General features: G+C 65.9%; 16 protein-coding genes and 1 pseudogene. 11 read left to right on the top strand and 6 right to left on the bottom strand.

The features are described 5' to 3' along the window. Window positions 1-930, top strand: a complete 930-nt coding sequence (locus LFT43_RS08730; RefSeq protein WP_395802318.1) for a carbohydrate ABC transporter permease — start codon at window positions 1-3, stop codon at window positions 928-930. A gap of 184 nt (window positions 931-1,114) precedes the next feature. After that, the gene (locus LFT43_RS08725; RefSeq protein ID WP_395802316.1) at window positions 1,115-2,623 is read left to right on the top strand and encodes a glycoside hydrolase family 32 protein; all 1,509 of its coding nucleotides are present in this window, start codon (window positions 1,115-1,117) and stop codon (window positions 2,621-2,623) included. 300 nt (window positions 2,624-2,923) lie between these two features. On the opposite strand, the pseudogene LFT43_RS08720 reads toward LFT43_RS08725, so the two are convergent. Beyond that, a pseudogene (locus LFT43_RS08720) lies at window positions 2,924-3,243 on the bottom strand (transposase family protein); the annotation flags it as partial. Window positions 3,244-3,527: 284 nt separating this feature from the next. Next, on the bottom strand, window positions 3,528-4,769 hold the full coding sequence (locus LFT43_RS08715) for a hypothetical protein (protein ID WP_395802314.1): 1,242 nt from the start codon (window positions 4,767-4,769) through the stop codon (window positions 3,528-3,530). A gap of 317 nt (window positions 4,770-5,086) precedes the next feature. On the opposite strand from LFT43_RS08715, the gene LFT43_RS08710 reads away from it, so the two are divergent. Further along, window positions 5,087-5,350, top strand: a complete 264-nt coding sequence (locus LFT43_RS08710; protein WP_395802312.1) for a hypothetical protein — start codon at window positions 5,087-5,089, stop codon at window positions 5,348-5,350. A gap of 33 nt (window positions 5,351-5,383) precedes the next feature. Next, window positions 5,384-5,719, top strand: a complete 336-nt coding sequence (locus tag LFT43_RS08705) for a lipopolysaccharide assembly protein LapA domain-containing protein (RefSeq protein WP_395802310.1) — start codon at window positions 5,384-5,386, stop codon at window positions 5,717-5,719. Between the two features lie 631 nt (window positions 5,720-6,350). Here LFT43_RS08705 and LFT43_RS08700 read toward each other — a convergent pair. Further along, on the bottom strand, window positions 6,351-6,569 hold the full coding sequence (locus tag LFT43_RS08700; protein WP_395802308.1) for a hypothetical protein: 219 nt from the start codon (window positions 6,567-6,569) through the stop codon (window positions 6,351-6,353). A 270-nt stretch (window positions 6,570-6,839) separates the two neighbouring features. Beyond that, entirely contained in the window at window positions 6,840-7,133 is a 294-nt protein-coding gene (locus tag LFT43_RS08695) for a MerR family transcriptional regulator (protein ID WP_395802306.1), read from the bottom strand. A gap of 145 nt (window positions 7,134-7,278) precedes the next feature. On the opposite strand from LFT43_RS08695, the gene LFT43_RS08690 reads away from it, so the two are divergent. The 4 genes from LFT43_RS08690 to LFT43_RS08675 all read left to right on the top strand — a co-directional run bounded on the left by LFT43_RS08690 (window position 7,279) and on the right by LFT43_RS08675 (window position 9,452). Then, window positions 7,279-7,704 (top strand): Hsp20/alpha crystallin family protein, encoded by a 426-nt coding sequence (locus LFT43_RS08690; protein WP_395802304.1) that lies wholly within the window; start codon window positions 7,279-7,281, stop codon window positions 7,702-7,704. A 236-nt stretch (window positions 7,705-7,940) separates the two neighbouring features. Continuing rightward, on the top strand, window positions 7,941-8,462 hold the full coding sequence (locus LFT43_RS08685) for a J domain-containing protein (RefSeq protein ID WP_395802302.1): 522 nt from the start codon (window positions 7,941-7,943) through the stop codon (window positions 8,460-8,462). A 55-nt stretch (window positions 8,463-8,517) separates the two neighbouring features. Further along, on the top strand, window positions 8,518-8,901 hold the full coding sequence (locus tag LFT43_RS08680) for a hypothetical protein (protein ID WP_395802300.1): 384 nt from the start codon (window positions 8,518-8,520) through the stop codon (window positions 8,899-8,901). Window positions 8,902-9,215: 314 nt separating this feature from the next. Next, entirely contained in the window at window positions 9,216-9,452 is a 237-nt protein-coding gene (locus tag LFT43_RS08675; protein ID WP_395802298.1) for a hypothetical protein, read from the top strand. Window positions 9,453-9,610: 158 nt separating this feature from the next. Here LFT43_RS08675 and LFT43_RS08670 read toward each other — a convergent pair whose 3' ends face one another. Beyond that, window positions 9,611-10,030 carry a hypothetical protein gene (locus LFT43_RS08670; RefSeq protein WP_395802296.1) on the bottom strand — a complete coding sequence of 140 codons (420 nt, stop codon included), beginning with the start codon at window positions 10,028-10,030 and terminating at the stop codon, window positions 9,611-9,613. A 458-nt stretch (window positions 10,031-10,488) separates the two neighbouring features. Here LFT43_RS08670 and LFT43_RS08665 point away from each other — a divergent pair, with 458 nt between their 5' ends. Continuing rightward, on the top strand, window positions 10,489-10,722 hold the full coding sequence (locus tag LFT43_RS08665) for a hypothetical protein (RefSeq protein WP_395802294.1): 234 nt from the start codon (window positions 10,489-10,491) through the stop codon (window positions 10,720-10,722). Between the two features lie 103 nt (window positions 10,723-10,825). On the opposite strand, the gene LFT43_RS08660 is transcribed toward LFT43_RS08665, so the two are convergent. Next, window positions 10,826-11,044: a three-helix bundle dimerization domain-containing protein gene (locus LFT43_RS08660; RefSeq protein ID WP_395802292.1), complete on the bottom strand. Its 219-nt coding sequence runs from the start codon at window positions 11,042-11,044 to the stop codon at window positions 10,826-10,828. A gap of 285 nt (window positions 11,045-11,329) precedes the next feature. Here LFT43_RS08660 and LFT43_RS08655 point away from each other — a divergent pair, with 285 nt between their 5' ends. Both LFT43_RS08655 and LFT43_RS08650 read left to right on the top strand, forming a co-directional pair. Further along, window positions 11,330-13,087: a putative bifunctional diguanylate cyclase/phosphodiesterase gene (locus tag LFT43_RS08655; protein WP_395802290.1), complete on the top strand. Its 1,758-nt coding sequence runs from the start codon at window positions 11,330-11,332 to the stop codon at window positions 13,085-13,087. After that, complete coding sequence (locus LFT43_RS08650; protein ID WP_395802288.1) at window positions 13,084-14,268, top strand: glycosyltransferase; 1,185 nt, start codon at window positions 13,084-13,086, stop codon at window positions 14,266-14,268. The genes LFT43_RS08655 and LFT43_RS08650 overlap by 4 nt, the downstream gene beginning before the upstream one ends. Window positions 14,269-16,269: the final 2,001 nt, after the last annotated feature.

Raw genomic sequence — 16,269 nt, 5'->3', positions numbered from 1 at the left:
ATGGCCACCATCCTTGAGAGCACCGGCGGCCGCGCCGAAGCCCGTCCAACTCCCGGGAAACCCCGGCGCCTCGGCGGCATCGGCAGCTGGACAGCGCGGATCCTTCTAGGCGTCGTCTTTGCCTTCCCGCTGCTGTTCATGTTCGTGTCCTCAATGAAGCCGGACCAGCAGATCTTCGGGGATCTGTCCTCGATCGCCGCCTTCCTGCCGGTGGGCAACCTCTCGTTCGACAACTACGGCGCCGTCTTTGACAGGGTTCCTGCCGCCCGGTTCCTGATCAACTCCATCGGCATCTCCGCAGTGACCGTCATTCTGGGAGTCCTGATCAACAGCCTCGCGGCATTCGCCCTCTCGCGGATGAGGGTCCGAGGCAAAGGAATCATCCTGACTCTCATCATCGCCACATTGATCGTCCCCTTCGAAACCCTGGCCCTGCCCCTGGTCTGGTGGGTCAACCAGCTGCCCTGGCTGGACGTCAACGGGTTCTCACTGTCGCTGACCACCGGATGGCTGGACACCTACCACGTGCAGATCATTCCGTTCGTGGCCAACGCGTTTTCCATCTACCTCTTCCACCAGTACTTCGAATCAATCCCGAAGGAGCTGGACGAAGCGGCCCGCGTAGACGGGGCGAGCTGGTTCAAGATCTACCGCAAGATTGTCATGCCCCTGTCCGGGCCAGCCATCGCTACGGTCTCCATTCTGACGTTCCTCCCGGCATGGAACTCCTACCTATGGCCGCTCATGGTCGTCCAGAGCGAAGAACTGCGTCCGGTCATGATCGGCGTCCAGTACTTCTTCCAGCTCAATGTCTCCTGGGGCCAGGTCATGGCCTATTCCTCCATGATCACCCTGCCGGTCGTCGCCCTATTCATCGCGTTCCAACGCTCCTTCGTCAACAGCATCGCCTCAAGCGGCGTCAAAGGCTGAGCTTCAGCGATCTCAAATTCAACGAACCAGACGGCACCACTCTCAGCGATCGAACCCGGTCCTTGAGAGCGGTCCCGCCACCCGCAACGCCTCCGCATGCCCTCTGCCAGATTGCCTCAGCCCAGCAACCGTCTTCCCCACCGCTGATGCCCGAACACAAGAACAGAAGCGAGATTCGAACCCCATGACCGCCGTGACCGCCACGACACCCGATGCCTTCCGGCCTGCCATGCACTACGCCGCCCGGGACACCTGGCTCAACGACCCCAACGGCCTGATCTTCCATGATGGCCTTTACCACCTCTACTACCAGAACAACCCGGAAGGCAGTGTCTGGGGAAACATGTCCTGGGGCCACGCCACCTCCGCGGACCTGGTGACATGGACAGAGCACCCGGTGGCCATCGCGTGCGACGAACAGGAAGAAATCTATTCCGGCAGCATCATCTTTGACCGGCACAACACCAGCGGATTCGGCACCGGGTCAAGGCCCCCGCTCGTGGCCGTCTACACCAGCGCCTTCAAACCGGCATCGGAACACAAGGGCGTCCAGGCCCAATCCCTCGCATACAGCCTCGACGGCGGCTACACCTGGACCAAGTACGCCGACAACCCGGTACTGAACCGGGGATCATCCGAATTCCGCGACCCGAAGGTCTTCCGCTATGAATCGGACGCCGAACGCTACTGGGTCATGGTGGCCGTAGAAGCCCAGGACTTCAAAGTCGTCCTCTACAGCTCCCCCGACCTCAAGAACTGGGAACTGCTGAGCACCTTCGGCCCGGCAAACGCCACAGGAGGCGTCTGGGAGTGCCCGGACCTCTTCCCGGTGCCGGTCGACGGCGACCCGGAGAACCTGAAATGGGTCCTGACCGTAAACCTCAACCCCGGTGGCCCCAACAGCGGTTCAGCCGGACAGTACTTCGTGGGAGATTTCGACGGCGTCACCTTCACCTCCTCCTCCACAGTCACCGAAGGTGCCCAGGACCCTGACAAGCTGTGCGAGTACCAATGGCTCGACTGGGGCCGGGACTACTACGCCGCAGTCTCATTCAGCGACGTTCCCGACGGCCGACGGCTCATGATCGCCTGGATGAACAACTGGCAGTACGCCATCGAGATTCCCACCGCACCGTGGCGCAGCCCCATGTCGTTGGTTCGCGAAGTGTCCCTGCAGAACGTGGACGGAAACCCTCGACTCGTGCAGCACGTTGCACAGGAACTGACGTCTCTGCCCGCCGGGAACCCGCCGTTCACGGCCAGTCCCGGAGAAATAGCCGAAGGCAAACACATCCTTGCCGGTGCGGCCGGCAGCGTCCAACGGATCGAGGCAAGCCTCGCACCGGGAACCGCCGAAGAGTTCGGACTCATCGTCCGCGGCCACGGAACCCGGGGCACCCGCATCGGCATCCGGCCCGCCGAAGGCCGCATCGTCGTCGACCGCCGCGAATCCGGGCAGACAGCCTTCCACGAATCGTTCGCGTCAATCGACTCAGCCCCCATCCAGCCAACCGCCAATTCTTATGAAGTCACCATCTACGTGGACCAATGCTCAGTGGAGGTCTTCGCCCAAGGAGGCCAAGTCACCCTGACCGAGCTGATCTTCCCAAACAGCACAAGCACGGACGTATCCGTCTACGCATCCGGCGGCGCAGCAACCATCAACAGCCTGACCATCACTCAATACGCCTGACGACGAAACGTGCCATCGAAGTGCTCCGGCTGCCCTCAGGCTCCAAGTCTAAGGACAGCCAGCACCACCGACACCAGAGCGTCAAGCCCGCATCATGCACAGCGAGCCCCGCGGCCCAATCGAAAAAAGATTTGACATCCACAACTCCCAGGCAGCCGGCCGGCCCGGCAATTCCTGGACGTCGTCGGAGTCGGCGAAGCCCTCATCGACACCGTCATCTCTCCTGAGGGAACGAGCGAACACCCGGGCGGGTCACCGGCAAACGTCGCTTATGGGCTGGGCCGGCTCGGCGTCCCCACCGGTCTGATGACCGTGGTGACGGGCCCACGGGACAGCCGCCACCGCGACCCCGTGCCCCCGGCTCCGGACCCTGGGCGCCTCGGCTTCCAGATAAACCTCGATGGCGCCGGTGTCCAGGGAGCGCCAGCGCCGGCGGACCTGTCCTTTGTCCTATCGGGCAACGGCTGTCAACGGCGCCGGCAGACGCCGCAGCTGTTACGCACAGAACCCGTCGCCCGGACCGAGGCGACAAGGACCCCGGATTCCTCATCGGAATCGATGGACTCCACGACCGTTTTCTCGGCACCAAGCAGAGATCGCCATAGTCTTGCATTTCGCACGCCGTTTTCCTTCTCTGAAGTTTCTGTTCCTTAGACAGTCAGAAACCTAGACAGGAAGCGGCGCGCGTCAGTTAAGGCGCGCTCAAATCACCCACGGATGAGTCAGGAGAGCCCTTTAAATCGCAGCTTTAGTGGCAGTTTAACCGTGCCCTTTGTTGAACCTGCACTGGGACGATCCCGTAACCGCGTCCGACCTCAAAAGCGGTCTACTCAGCGGCTCCACGGGTTGAGGGGAGGCGGCGGGCGCCACGGTCCTAGCGCGGGCGCTGGCCGAGCCCAGCTCCTCAGCCCACGCGGATGCCATTGTCCGCGAGGAACTCGCGGGCACGACCCATCTGGCGGTCGGTCGAGAAGGCGTACCACTGCTCGATAAGGTTCTCGCCGCGGACGATGTCACGGAACCGGAAGAAGGCACCTTTGCCCTCGATCGCCCGCTCCAGCCGCTCCCGGAGGGCCTCATCGTGCTGCCGCCCGGCGAAGGCCGCCATGTCCCGCCAGCCGTTCCGCGAACCGGTACGGCTAAGCCAAAGCCAACGGTCCGGCTCCTCCTCCACGTCGATGGCGGCGCCCTCCCCGACCATCATCGGGTCAGTGGCGGTCTCGTCGTAGACTTGCCCGGTGTGCAGGTCGAGGTAGCCACCGGCCGACAGCTCGGGATCCCCTTCCAACACGGTGCTGAGCATATCCAGGTCTACCGACACCACCCTGCCCGTCAGCGGCTCGCGGCGCAGAGCGGCCAGGAGGTCCTCGGCCAGCATCCGGTCCCCGGCGCCGTCGCGCCACGTCAGCCGGTTGATGACAGAGAGTGCCACCGGCTCTGCTTCCTGGCGTCTTTGCTCCAGCGCCATCGGGATGCCGGCCCCCACCTGTTGCAGAGCGTCATCGATGTCATGTCCCGTCACCGCAGCGAGGAAGCGGGCCGCATCTGCCGCCGCGATGGCTTCACGCAGTTCGGACAGGTCGAGCCCGGGCACCTGCACCTGTGCGGGCCACGCGTGCAGCAACATCGGGTGCGGCCGGCCCGGTTTCCCCGGGGCCCGGCTCTCCCCGTCGTCGTCGGCCCATCGGCGCCCGTACTGGTCCGGGATGCTGCCCCAGCCCCAGTACGGCAGGGGGGCATCAGGGCGGATACCCAATACCTCAAGCGGGTCGACCTTCTCGTCCCCCACCACGCATCGGTGTGTCCAGGCGTCACCGAGGTCGTACGTGAACTGAAACTCAGTCCCCGGCTCCAGGGTCCGGGTGACCTTGGCAGCAGCGATGTCGATTGGCGCGATGATCGGGCCGCGGATCGATCCGGCGATCTCGGTTCCCGTCTCTTGGTCGGTGATTACCCGGCCGTCGGCCAGGGTGAACATTGACAGGTGTGAGCGGTCCCATCGGGCGAAGGCATCGTTGATGGCGTTGGCGAGATCCATGAAGGTGTGCGACGGTCCGACCGCGAAGATGCGCCCGGGCCACGGCCACAGCTCCTCGCCACGACCGCCGAGCAGTTCCACCGTCACCGATAACCAGGTTCGTGCCATACCCCAAGGATGGCACGCGCCGCGGCGCTGCCGTAGTCGAGATTCTGCAGGGCCCCGCGAGCCGGCATCCCGCAGGAGGGCGCTGTTCCACGACAACAATGAGCGAAGTTCAATGCACGCGCTTGAATGCGGACGAGGCGCCTTCGCCCCCGGCCTATCGTGTCTCTCTGCTGTCCCGTTTGATCATCCTCCTGCGGGCCACAGCGAGTCCCCTCCCTCCCTGTCTTTCTGCGTTCACGGGGCGTACCCTGATCACGTCCCCGGTACCGGACCGGCCCGGGTCCTTTGCCTCCGGATTCAATCAGTGAGGGCTCACCATGGAGATCAACATCAGGGACCACTGGCACAGCCTCAGCCCCGAAACCCAGCAATGGCTCACCGAGAACCCCGGATGCGTGGTGCTGCCGCGCACCATCACGGAGACGATCCATCAGGAAACCGGAATCACCGCGGACTCGGACCAGCACGCCCAGGCCAGTCTCTCCCCCGAAGACCTCGACTTCATCCGGGCCCGGGCCGAAGGAACGCCCGCTCCGCCGGAGCACCGGTTCTTCGACGCAATACAGCCCGGAGAAGCTTGACGCTGATCGTCCAAGGAACAAAGGAGTCCCCCAGTGAACGCAGAACCACAGCCAGCACCGGAGCCTTCCCCCGCGCCCACACCCGGAGCGGCCCCGTCGGCGGAGCGCCGGCCGGTGGTCACCCGCGCCGGGATGGCCTGGACGGCCACCATTGCCGCCCTCGTGCTCCTGATCCTGCTCATCGCGTTCATCGTGCAGAACCAGGACAACGCCAGGGTCAGGTTCTTCGGCCTGGACGGGACCATCTCTCTAGGCATTGCCCTGCTCATTGCAGCCGTCGGCGGCGGTGCCCTGGTCGCCGTGGCCGGTGCAGTACGCATCATCCAGCTCCGGGCCCGGACCCGCCGCACACCCGCCACGCGCCCCTGACACCGAACACCACGCCCGGCCGCGACACCACGCCTGGCCGTCTGCCCGGTGCACGGCCTGGGGCCGGATCAGCCCCGGTCGTTTCAAAAAGCCTGGGATCCGGCCAAACCCCATGGTCTTGTGAAGACGCCCGGGCGTAGCCCGATGTTTCAAGCCGAACGCAAGTGAGCGCCCGATGACCCTTCCACCGCAACACGAACCCGAGCCTTTCCTGCCGGACCGACCACACCGTTCCCACCTCACCCGGCCCCGGACCCCAACCCGGAGCCCGGTCCCCGTCCCCGACCCGGTACCACCACCGCACCCCGACCCAACCCACCGTTCATAACCGGCCGCACCGACGCCGCCTGGCCTCACGCAGGCGGGCATCACCAGCGCAGCCCGGAACTAACCCTCCTGGACCAGCTGATCTCCTGGACCACCGCGTTGAAAACCATCCGCACCTGACCGCACGGCCGGCCCCGCACATGCCGCCTGAACCGGTCGGGAAGGCGGCGAGGTGCTCTGTCCTTTCTGATTCCCTGCCGCGGACCACCAGGGCCAAGGCAAACCTTCCGAGCCGCCGCCTCCGGTGACCGGGTCCCCCGCACTCCTGACGGGCGGCCAAAGGAATCCTGGACCTGATGACGTATCACCCCGGAAGCCGGGATCCACTTGTTGAGGAGCCGGGCTTTCCACGCCCGTGAAATCCCCGGAACAAAACCAGGAACGGCAACGCCATGAGCTCCAGGATGCCCGCCGCAAGCAGCAGCACCACGAACAGAACCAGGAAAGGCAAGTACAAGAGGAACACTGCGACGCCCGCTGCGACATAGCCGACGACGATGCCGAAGATCCACTGCGCATCCATCAGGACTCCCATCAGCGGCCGTCCGGGCCCGCCGCTACAACGGTAATGACAGCACAAGGCCGGGCTGACAATGGGCCACTGGCCCGCCTTCCGTTGACCCGCGCATGACACGGGCCCAGCGGACTCACACCGCCCCCCAGGAACCGCCGCCGGAACGACGTCAGGCACGTCGTCGTTGAAGCGATCGACCCCGGGATGCGGTAGCCCATGATGGCGGGCGCGACCCGGTCCCTCCGGGCCCCCTCCGCGTCCCGGGCGGGGGCGCCGCGCTCAGCGCCGGGTCCTGGCCGCCGCCAGCTCCCTTTCCAGCCGCCGGTTGACCGCTTCAAGTTCAAGGACCATGCGGATGCCGGCCAGGTTCAGGCCGTCCTCGAGTAGCTCACTGATACGGCGCAGGGTATCCAGATCCTGTTCACTGTAGCGGCGTGTTCCCCCGCCGGTGCGTCCGGGCTCCAGCAGGCCCTTGCGCTCATACAGGCGCAGGTTCTGCTGCCCTGTCCCGACCAGCTCCGCGGCCACCGAAATGGCATACACCCCCGTGGTTCTCCCGCGCTTGGACTCCATCCGCTTCTCCTGACCTTAAAAACCCGAAAATCCCCCTTGCACCAGTTTCACACCAGTGCTATAAAAAATCTATACCAGCCACCACAGCAACCAAGTGGGCTGGGAAGGGAATGATCGCACCGATCTGTAAGGAGTGAGAAAGACCATGCTGATGCGTACCGACCCGTTCCGCGAGCTCGACAGGCTCGCCCAGCAGGTTCTGGGCACCACGGCCCGGCCGGCGGCCATGCCCATGGACGCCTGGCAGGAAGGCGAGGAATTCGTCGTCGCCCTCGACCTGCCCGGAGTCGACGTCGATTCGGTGGACATCGACGTCGAACGCAACGTCCTGACCGTGAAGGCAGAGCGGAAGGACCCGGCCGGTGAGAACATCGAGCTGATCGCCGCCGAACGGCCCCGCGGCGTCTTCAGCCGCCAGCTCATCCTCGGCGATGCCCTGGACACCGACGCGGTGAAGGCCAGCTATGACGCCGGCGTGCTGACGTTGCGGATCCCGGTGGCCGAGAAAGCCAAACCGCGCCGGATCGAGATCGCATCGGAGAAGAGCCAGCGTCAGGAAATCAACGCCTAGAACCCGCACCGGGCCAGGCGTGCAGACCGGGAGCATTGGACCGGCCGCCGGTAAGTGAAGGGCGATGCAGACCAGCCACGCCACCGCGCGAGTTGCGCACCGAAAAAGCGGCCCCCGACGATGCCTCCGGCACCGATGGTCCCCGGCCCCCGCGGCCCGGGGACCATCCCCACACCCCCGGGCCCCCGCCCGGCAGCAGGGCCCGGACAGGAACAACGGCAGGAAAAAGCGGGACCATGGAAGACCACAGCCCGGACCCCTACAAGGTCCTCCACCTGGATCCGGCAGCCACGGCGCGTGAAGTCAACCGCGCCTACCGGGCGCTGGTTCGCGCCCGTCATCCCGACACCCGCACCCCCGGAGCCGTGGCCGCAGGCCCGGACTCCGGCGCACAGGAACTAGGCGACCAGGAACTGCGCGACCAGGAACTGCGCGACATCATGGACGCCTACGCCGTTCTCCGCGACCCGGTCAAACGGGCCGCGTACGACCGGCAGCGGGCCGGATCCCCCCGGCCCGACAACGTTCCGGCCCCGCGGCAACCACACGGCCCGTCCCGTGCTGCACCAAACAGACCTTCCGGCGCTTCCCTGATCATCGGCCCCGTGCGCTGGGAACCCCCGGTAGACCAGGCCCCCGGACGAGAGCCCAGGGGCGCCTGGGATCCGTTCCACCAATTGCCGGACCACCGAGCAGCACGGGCCAAAGAAGAACCCGCACCGGGCGGGTACCAGATGCCGTGGTGGATCCTTCATTGAATCAACCACTAATTCCGGCGCCCGTCACGCCGGCCGAGCCTGAAAGGAGCCTGCCATGAGCGCCTGGCACCCCTACGATGACCTTCTGATGCCGGCGTTCCACGAACGGTTTGAACAACGCTGGGGCAAAGGCACAGCACCGTTCCTGGATCCCGCGGTCCAGGTCCACCTCCAGCCCCTGCCCCGGGCGCAATGGATCAACGCCGACACCGGCGCGGCCATCGCCGTGGTCCCGATCTGGGCCACAGATCCCCGGCACCGTTCCTTCGGCGTTTTCTACCTGCCGCCGTCCGGAGACATCTGGGTGCTGCACCCCGGGCACACCGCCTACCTCGAGCCAGGCAAGACGGGTACCGAAGACGAGATCACGCTCCGCAACGACGCGTTCAGAAAAGCCGTCAACCACGCCAAGGAATTCATCTACGGCACCCAGCCCTAGGCCTGTTGCGCATCCCGGACAGGGGCATGGCCGGAGGCTGTCCGGTGCACCATCCGCCTCCCCGCTCCGCCCTGGCGCGGAGCGGATGTGGAAGCGTATGGCAACCCCCGGACGGCATGCGTCCCCGGGGCTTCCGGCCCGGGCCGTGGACGGCCCGGCTCCGTCGCCGCTAAAATGGGGAACCCACTGCGGAGGACCAATGAGGCGACGCGGTCCCTGATTCCTTGGAGAAGAGGATCACGGCGCCCTCATTGGAGGTCTGACTGCGCATCAAGGCCTGCACTTCCTGTGCAGATTCCGGATGGAGACTGATCATGCAGACAGACCCCCAACCCACCTCAGAGGCAGTCCGTTCGGTGACCGTCGAGGCGTCCAGCACCCATCCAGCGGACTGGGGCCGCGCCATGGCCCTCGCCCTTAACCAGCTGATCCAGGAAGTAACCGCCGTCACCGGTACGGACCCGTGCCGTGGCCCGAACGGCTTGGACGTATCGTTGCACGTCAAGGCCGTGCCCACGGGCGAGGCCATCACAGTGGTCTGGCGGGGCTGATCCGACCGATGCCCGATGCCCGATGCCGCCAGCGGAAACGTCCTCAGGCCCCGCCTCCGGGGGCCGTGACACCGCAGGCCTTCCGGCCATTGGCCCTTTTGACCGTTCCCTGCCGGCATGACGGCGTTCCTTCTCCAGGGAGACCTGGACGTGGGGCTCTAGACGGAGGGGGTCTGCTGCTCCCCCTCCGATTCCTTCGGGTCGGGACGGCTGGTCACCATCCGCCAGACCAGGACGCCCGCCACGGCGGCCGCAGCGGCGGCCAGAGCGGAAACAAGAAACGTCTTCCCCGAAGGTTGGCCTGCAGGACGGAGTTTCCGTTCCGCACGCAGCACGGCCCGGGAGGCAGCCTTTCGTGCCCGGTTGGCGAGCTTCCTGTTTCCTGTCAGCGTGAGAACCACCCCGTGAACCACGTCGGGGACCTGGGCTTCGTCAAGCCTGGACACCGCCCACCGGATGGCCGCTTCGGCCTGGGGCGAGGTCTTGCCGGACGCGTTCCTGATCCATTGTTCGGCACGGCCCCGGGCAGCATGTGCGGCTTCGTTCGCAGCGCGGGAAACCTTGGTCTTTCCGATCATTACTCACTCCTCAGCGACGGCAGCTGGCTGTCCCGTGACAGCCTACGCCCGCACCCCCGCGGCCGCATCCGGACGGTCCAGGCCCGACGGCGGCCGTGTTGCACGCGGTGCCCCACGGACTGATCAACCCCCGGATTTCCTCCGCAGGCATTCCTCGCCTCCGTCAGGCCCTCCACGCCAAACACTGCGACGCGTAACAGCAGACAGACCCGGCGACCCTGGGGGACGTCGTGCTGGACGGTGAGGCCATGGAAGCCCGTCTGGCCCGGTGCCCGGCGCTGGAACGAGTCTGGATCCTGTGCCTGCTGGACCGGACCAAAACTGCTGGCCGGATCCGCAGACCGGCGCGGTCCCCTGCTCGTGCCCGGCCAGGCCTATCAGCGCCAATACTCCTGGCATGAAGCCGCCCGGCTGCAGGAAGAAGCCCTGCAACTGGCTCGCACCAGGGCACGCGAAGAATGGTCCACCACCAAATCGGCCGGCGCCCGTTCTACGAGGCCCGGTACCGTGAGGCAGCGGCAGAATTCGAATGGACCCGCTACCTCCACCGCAGCACCGGCCAACGCGAACACTGCGAAGACGTTGCCCAGACCTGCCAAACAGGACCTGGACAGAGCCAGGGAACTGGACAGCAGAAGGCCGTGACCGCCGGAGAGCGTGTAGGGGCCTGCGGTGCGCTCCGGTGCGCGTGAAGCCGCCTCCGGGAACTCACTAACCGCTGAAATCCCGCCAAGCTACTTGCCTCCTAGGGACAGCCACAAGGACTACCGGGCCCCATCGGGGGGATCGGTGGTGTCAGCGCTCTGCGGGCGGCGGGGTGGTGTTCCCGCGGAGTCTGTTCTTTGCACTGTGTTCGACCAGAGTCGGTATGTAGGTTCGGATCCGGCCGCCGTCCAGCAGGGCGTACTCTTCGGACACGACGCCGGCGATGTAGTAGCGGGATGTTTCGGGGTATCGCGCGGAGAGGCGGTCCGTGATCTTGGCGATGATTTCACGCCTTTCGGTATCGTCCATCAAACCAGCCTGACGGCCGGGACCGGCGGCGTCCATCAGCCCCGAAACTGAATTCGGTCGCCGGGCAGACGTGGGCGCCGAGGCGAGACCTGACATATATTCGAGAGTCAACACTCGATTGAGGCAGGGGCCGCCCGTTATGCCCGTGCGGTTCGCCTTTCGGAACGGGCTGTCCGTTCGGGCGACCTCGTGTACACGACTACGTTGCCGGATCGCTAGCTGTTGTTCATCTGGACACGACGTTGGTGGTGGCCGTTGGTTGTTCTGGTCTGATATGAACGGTCCGTGAGGAACCCTGAAAGCGTTGCGACGCCGTACAGCCGGCAGGGTGTCCTGACGCTGGGGGATCTCGGGTTCGAGGCGCTTGTTCTGCCAGGCTCCACCCCGGCCCTTGAGGTTGACGAGCTCTTCAGAGCGGACATTACGCTGCGCGGGGTGGTGATAGAGGGCCCGGAAGGATCCAGGTTGTTGAGCCGGGATCAGCTGGAATACAAGATGTCGGGCCGTCTGGGGTTCGGTCGTGCCCTGCACTCCCGGGCGACGGCTGCAGAGCTGCTGTTCGATTCGAACGTCACAGTCCCGGACGGGCTCGGGATGCCCGAAGCGGTCGCCGCCGTCTTGGAACGGCCCGAAGCGACCCGTTACCGGGATCTGCTCGTTCTCGGGGAGGGCGCGCCGCGGGTCGTGCCGGTCTCGGAAGTCTTCGAAGGCCTGTCGGCCGTTTTCCGGCACGCCTCCCTGTATGATCCGCTCACAGGCCTGCCCAACAGGCGCATGCTCGAGCTGGAGACACCGGCCCTGACCGGGGGCACCGACCGGTCACGGATAGGGATCCTTTTCATCGATCTGGACGATTTCAAAGACGTCAACGACACGTACGGCCACCGGGCCGGGGACGTCGTACTTGCCGGGTTCGCCCAGCGCCTCTCCGGAAGCGTCCGGGCAGAGGATACCGTCGTCCGTCTTGGCGGGGATGAATTCGCCGTCCTGCTGGTCGGTGTGGACGAAAGCGAAGCCGGGGCCGTCGCCGAGCGGGTGCTGGAATGCATGGACGAGCCATTCGTCGTCGACGGCCATCAGCTTGGTGTCACTGTGACGGTGGGCCTGGCCATGAGCGGGGATGTCACCGATGATGTCACTGGCGAGGAGGCATTGACCGGGCTTGAGGCGCTCCTCCGGCATGCCGACGGCGCGATGCTCAATGCCAAACACGCCGGCAAACGCCGGGTGGGGCGGATCTGCCGCGGCCGGGCGTCGTCGTCCTTCGTGCGGGACGCACTCATCCGCCGCCGGTTGCCCCACGCTCTTCAGGACGGCGCGCTGGTACTGGAATACCAGCCGCTCAGGGACCTGGCCACCGGAACGGACCACGGCGTCGAGGCGCTGCTGCGCTGGACCGACGTCGAACTCGGGCCGGTCCCCCCGGCGGAATTCGTCCCCGTGGCCGAACATACCGGCGAGATCCTCAGGATCGGGGCCTGGGTCATGGGGCGGGCGTGTGCGCAGGCACGGTTGTGGGCCGACGGGGGAACGCCGATGAAGGTCTGCGTGAATGTTTCCCCCGTGCAGCTGGCCTCGGGCACACTGGTCGCCGATGTCATGAACGCACTTCAGTTGCACGGGCTCCCGGCCGGGCTGCTGGAAGTCGAGATCACGGAAGGCACGGCAATACTGGACCTGCCCGGGGCCGCAGTGCAGTTGCGGCAATTGATCGATGCCGGTGTCGGCGTTGCCCTGGATGATTACGGAACTGCTCACTCCACACCGACGTTGCTTCGTGTGCTGCCCCTGACCAGGGTCAAGATCGACAAAACCTTCATCGACGACATCGACACTGACCGGCCTACTGCCGCCATCGTCAGTGGAATCATCCATGCCATGCATTCATTGGGGATCAGGATAACCGCCGAAGGCGTCGAGCGGGCCGCGCAGCTGGCTGTACTGCGGGAGATGGGCTGCGACACGGCCCAGGGCTATCTGATCTCGCGCCCGCTGGCTCCCGCTGACGTGCCCGCCGCCCGTGACGGCGTTGGCTCTAATTGAGTGCCCGCGGCCGGCACCGGCGGGGACGCCGCCGGCACCTTGACGCCGGCGATCTTGCCCGGCTGGGCCTGTCCGGCTGGGTCGGCCAACTCGGGGCGCCCGTTGTGGAGCCTGTTCATTCAAAGCTTTTGGCAAGGATCGGCGGCACCGCCGCGGCCGCGGCCCTGGTGCTCTATGTGTGCTGGCGGGTCGTGCTCACGATGCCGGCCGGGGGCCCGGATCTGGTCGCCGCCTGGGTCCTCGTGGTTTTCGAGGCCCTGCCCATCGGCGGCGTAATATTGAACGTTGTTACACTGTGGAACATCGACAGCCGGGCACCTGCCCCAGTGCGGTCCGGCCCGGGCGGGATGCGGGTGGCTGTCCTGATTCCGACGTACAACGAGCCGGTCGAAGTCCTTGCACCGACCGTGGCCGCGGCGTGCGCCCTGGACCCGTTCCACGAGACATGGGTCCTGGACGACGGGGGCAGGGGATGGGTCAAGGACATGTGCGCGGTCTACGGCGCGCGCTTCGTGGACCGGGAACACCACGACCATGCCAAGGCCGGGAACATGAACCACGCCCTGGCACTGATGGCCGAAGAGGAAAAAGCCGGGGCCCCGGCCATCGGGATCATCGCGGTCCTGGACTGCGACCACGTGCCGCTGCCGACCTTCCTGACGGCGACACTGGGCTGGTTCGAAGACCCGGACACCGCCTTGGTCCAAGGACCGCAGGCCTTCTACAATGCCGGGGCGTTTGACGATGACGGGATAACGGGCGAACAGGGGCTCTTCTTCAACGTCCAGATGCGGGCCCGGAACGCTGCCGGCGCGGGCCCGTTCTGGTGCGGGTCGACCTCGCTGCTTCGCCTGGCCGCTCTCCGTGAGGCGGGAGGGGTCGCGACCGAAACCATCACCGAAGACATGCACACGACCCTGAAACTGATCCGCCTCGGATGGAAACCGTGTACCACCACCAGACCCTCGCCGTGGGACTGGCCCCGGCAACGCCGGAACAATACCTTCTCCAGCGCCGGCGCTGGGGCATGGGCGCCATGCAGATCCTCACCCACGAACGGCTTTGGGCCGCCAAACGGTGGATGTCCTGGCGGAACTTCCACGAATACCTCAACGGCACGCTCTGGTGGCTCGAAGGGATCGCCACGATCATCGCCTTCCTCGTCCCGATGCTCCTCATGATCTCCGGCGCACGCACCACAACGGCCGATCCGGCCACCTTCACCGCAGTGTTCCTCGGAACCTTTTCCGTCCGCCTTTGGGGTGCAAAACAGCTGATGCGACGCCAGATCCACTGGCCCACTGCCTTTGCCCTGCGGATATTCCGCATACCCGTCGGCATCGCCTGCCTCTGGTGGCTCGTGACCCGCAAAACACTCGAATTCGAAGTCACCCCCAAAGGTGGAACCGGTCAGCGCACCCGGGCCGCCATCCCAACCGTTCTGGGCTGGCTGGTCGCCACCGTCCTGGCTGTCGTCCTCTACGCGGCCGCAGGGACCGCCGGTCTTGTCCCCTGGCGCTCCAGCCCGGCCTCCACCATCGCCGGCGGCCTGTGGCTCCTGCTGGCCTCCGTCGTGCTCATGCTTGGTCTCCGAAGGATCAGGGCGGAAAAATACGCCACCTCCCGCCGCAACGCCCACCGCGTCGCCGTCCCCGCACCGATCCTTGTCAACGGCACCCCCGCGGAACTCCTGGACATTTCCGTCGGCGGGGCCCGGGTCCGCACCATCAAGACGTCCGTCGCCGGCGACGGCAACGTCACACTCAGCCTGCCCGGAACCACCCCCGTCAGCCTTCAAAACGTCCGCAGTGACACCACGGGAAACAACCAGACCACCATGTCCCTAAGCGTCGCGTCCGGAGACTGGGCCACGTACGGGATTATCTCCCTCTGGCTGTTCCACACCCCGGCAGGTGCCGTCCCCGGCTTCCCATCCGGAGTGCCTGCCATCGCCAGCACCAAAACACCAGGGCGGGCCACGAACCCCCACCCGAGCAACCCGCAGCCCCCAAGGCCGAACGGGCGTCGACGTCCACCTCGAAGACGCCGCCCCGTAAGGAATGCGGTCGTGCCCCCGGGAACAGCGCATGGGTCGGCGGCTGGAAAGCGGCGGGTCCGGAACGCTCCCACCAGGCAGAAACCGATCATGAAACCCTCGCACCGCCACCGTGCTGCGCCGTCGCAGGAACCCCAAGTCGCTCAAGGACCCCCGCCCTGACCTGATCATCCCCACCGGCAAGCGCAAAGGCCGCAACCCCGGCCTGGGCGGCATCCACCGGGCGGCGCTCACAGGCCACGAAAAGCGTCAGGCCCACCCGAAGCGGTTGACCAAGCCCGGTGCGGGCCCGTTCTGGTGCGGGTCGATCTCGCTGCTGCGCCTGGCCACTCTCCAGCGGTCGGCGGGGTCGCAACCGAGACCATCACCGAGGACATGCACACGACCCTGAAGCTGATCCGACTCGGATGGAAAACGGCATACCACCACCAGACGCTGGCCCCGACACCGCCGGACCAATACCCTCCCTGCCGGAGGCAGGGAAGGCGTGCGTCAGCACGCGTACGGCGGGGCGTTCCGCTTCAGGTCATCACTGCCCCTGGTAGCTGCTTGACCCCCAATCCGGTCCTCTTCCGTGCACGGTGCGGATCCTGATGAGGCCTAGATTGAAGACCTCCCCGCTGATGCGGGTAATTCCGGAACCCGTTTTTGAGGCCCGAAGAGCTTCCACGAGCGCCAAAACCCCGGAAAATCAAGGATCTTGTCTCCGAATTGCTGCCTAAAAACCGCTCCGGAGAGTCAACGTGTTGACAAAGTCAACAGGGCCTTCGGCCGCTGAAGGTCGGTCCGGCTGCGGCTTGACCCGTAAATGTGCGCCGCCCACCATCCCCGGGCCTCGTATGGTCACTGTCCCCCGGCGCGCTGTCAAGGGCGCGTTCGCGTCACTGCGCGATGGGCCTCCGGCCCACCCCTGACCCCGCGCCAAGGCCAGACAGAGGGCCTGGGTCGGGATGAGGGGCAAGACTGCTATGGCTCTAACAGGCGGACAGGAAGGGACCGCTTAGGGCCGAGCTTGACGAGGCCCCTCGGATTGGTCTCCGAAATACCCACGAGACCCATTCAGGCCCCCGGGAGGAGGCGGCGGAATTGCAGCACGGCAACGTCGCCCTCATCGGATGCCGAATCC

This window comes from Arthrobacter sp. FW306-04-A (assembly GCF_044358315.1).
Taxonomy (GTDB): domain Bacteria; phylum Actinomycetota; class Actinomycetes; order Actinomycetales; family Micrococcaceae; genus Arthrobacter.
Note: the sequence above shows the minus strand (reverse complement) of the source record. Positions and strands in the feature narration are given on the sequence as shown.

Excerpts from the sequence above, each read along its gene's own strand:
- LFT43_RS08660 (WP_395802292.1), bottom strand. The coding sequence starts at position 11,044 with ATGGACGATACCGAAAGGCGTGAAATCATCGCCAAGATCACGGACCGC.
- LFT43_RS08725 (WP_395802316.1), top strand. The coding sequence starts at position 1,115 with ATGACCGCCGTGACCGCCACGACACCCGATGCCTTCCGGCCTGCCATG.
- LFT43_RS08690 (WP_395802304.1), top strand. The coding sequence starts at position 7,279 with ATGCTGATGCGTACCGACCCGTTCCGCGAGCTCGACAGGCTCGCCCAG.
- LFT43_RS08665 (WP_395802294.1), top strand. The coding sequence starts at position 10,489 with ATGGTCCACCACCAAATCGGCCGGCGCCCGTTCTACGAGGCCCGGTAC.
- LFT43_RS08700 (WP_395802308.1), bottom strand. The coding sequence starts at position 6,569 with ATGGATGCGCAGTGGATCTTCGGCATCGTCGTCGGCTATGTCGCAGCG.
- LFT43_RS08695 (WP_395802306.1), bottom strand. The coding sequence starts at position 7,133 with ATGGAGTCCAAGCGCGGGAGAACCACGGGGGTGTATGCCATTTCGGTG.
- LFT43_RS08730 (WP_395802318.1), top strand. The coding sequence starts at position 1 with ATGGCCACCATCCTTGAGAGCACCGGCGGCCGCGCCGAAGCCCGTCCA.
- LFT43_RS08685 (WP_395802302.1), top strand. The coding sequence starts at position 7,941 with ATGGAAGACCACAGCCCGGACCCCTACAAGGTCCTCCACCTGGATCCG.
- LFT43_RS08675 (WP_395802298.1), top strand. The coding sequence starts at position 9,216 with ATGCAGACAGACCCCCAACCCACCTCAGAGGCAGTCCGTTCGGTGACC.
- LFT43_RS08715 (WP_395802314.1), bottom strand. The coding sequence starts at position 4,769 with ATGGCACGAACCTGGTTATCGGTGACGGTGGAACTGCTCGGCGGTCGT.
- LFT43_RS08710 (WP_395802312.1), top strand. The coding sequence starts at position 5,087 with ATGGAGATCAACATCAGGGACCACTGGCACAGCCTCAGCCCCGAAACC.
- LFT43_RS08680 (WP_395802300.1), top strand. The coding sequence starts at position 8,518 with ATGAGCGCCTGGCACCCCTACGATGACCTTCTGATGCCGGCGTTCCAC.
- LFT43_RS08670 (WP_395802296.1), bottom strand. The coding sequence starts at position 10,030 with ATGATCGGAAAGACCAAGGTTTCCCGCGCTGCGAACGAAGCCGCACAT.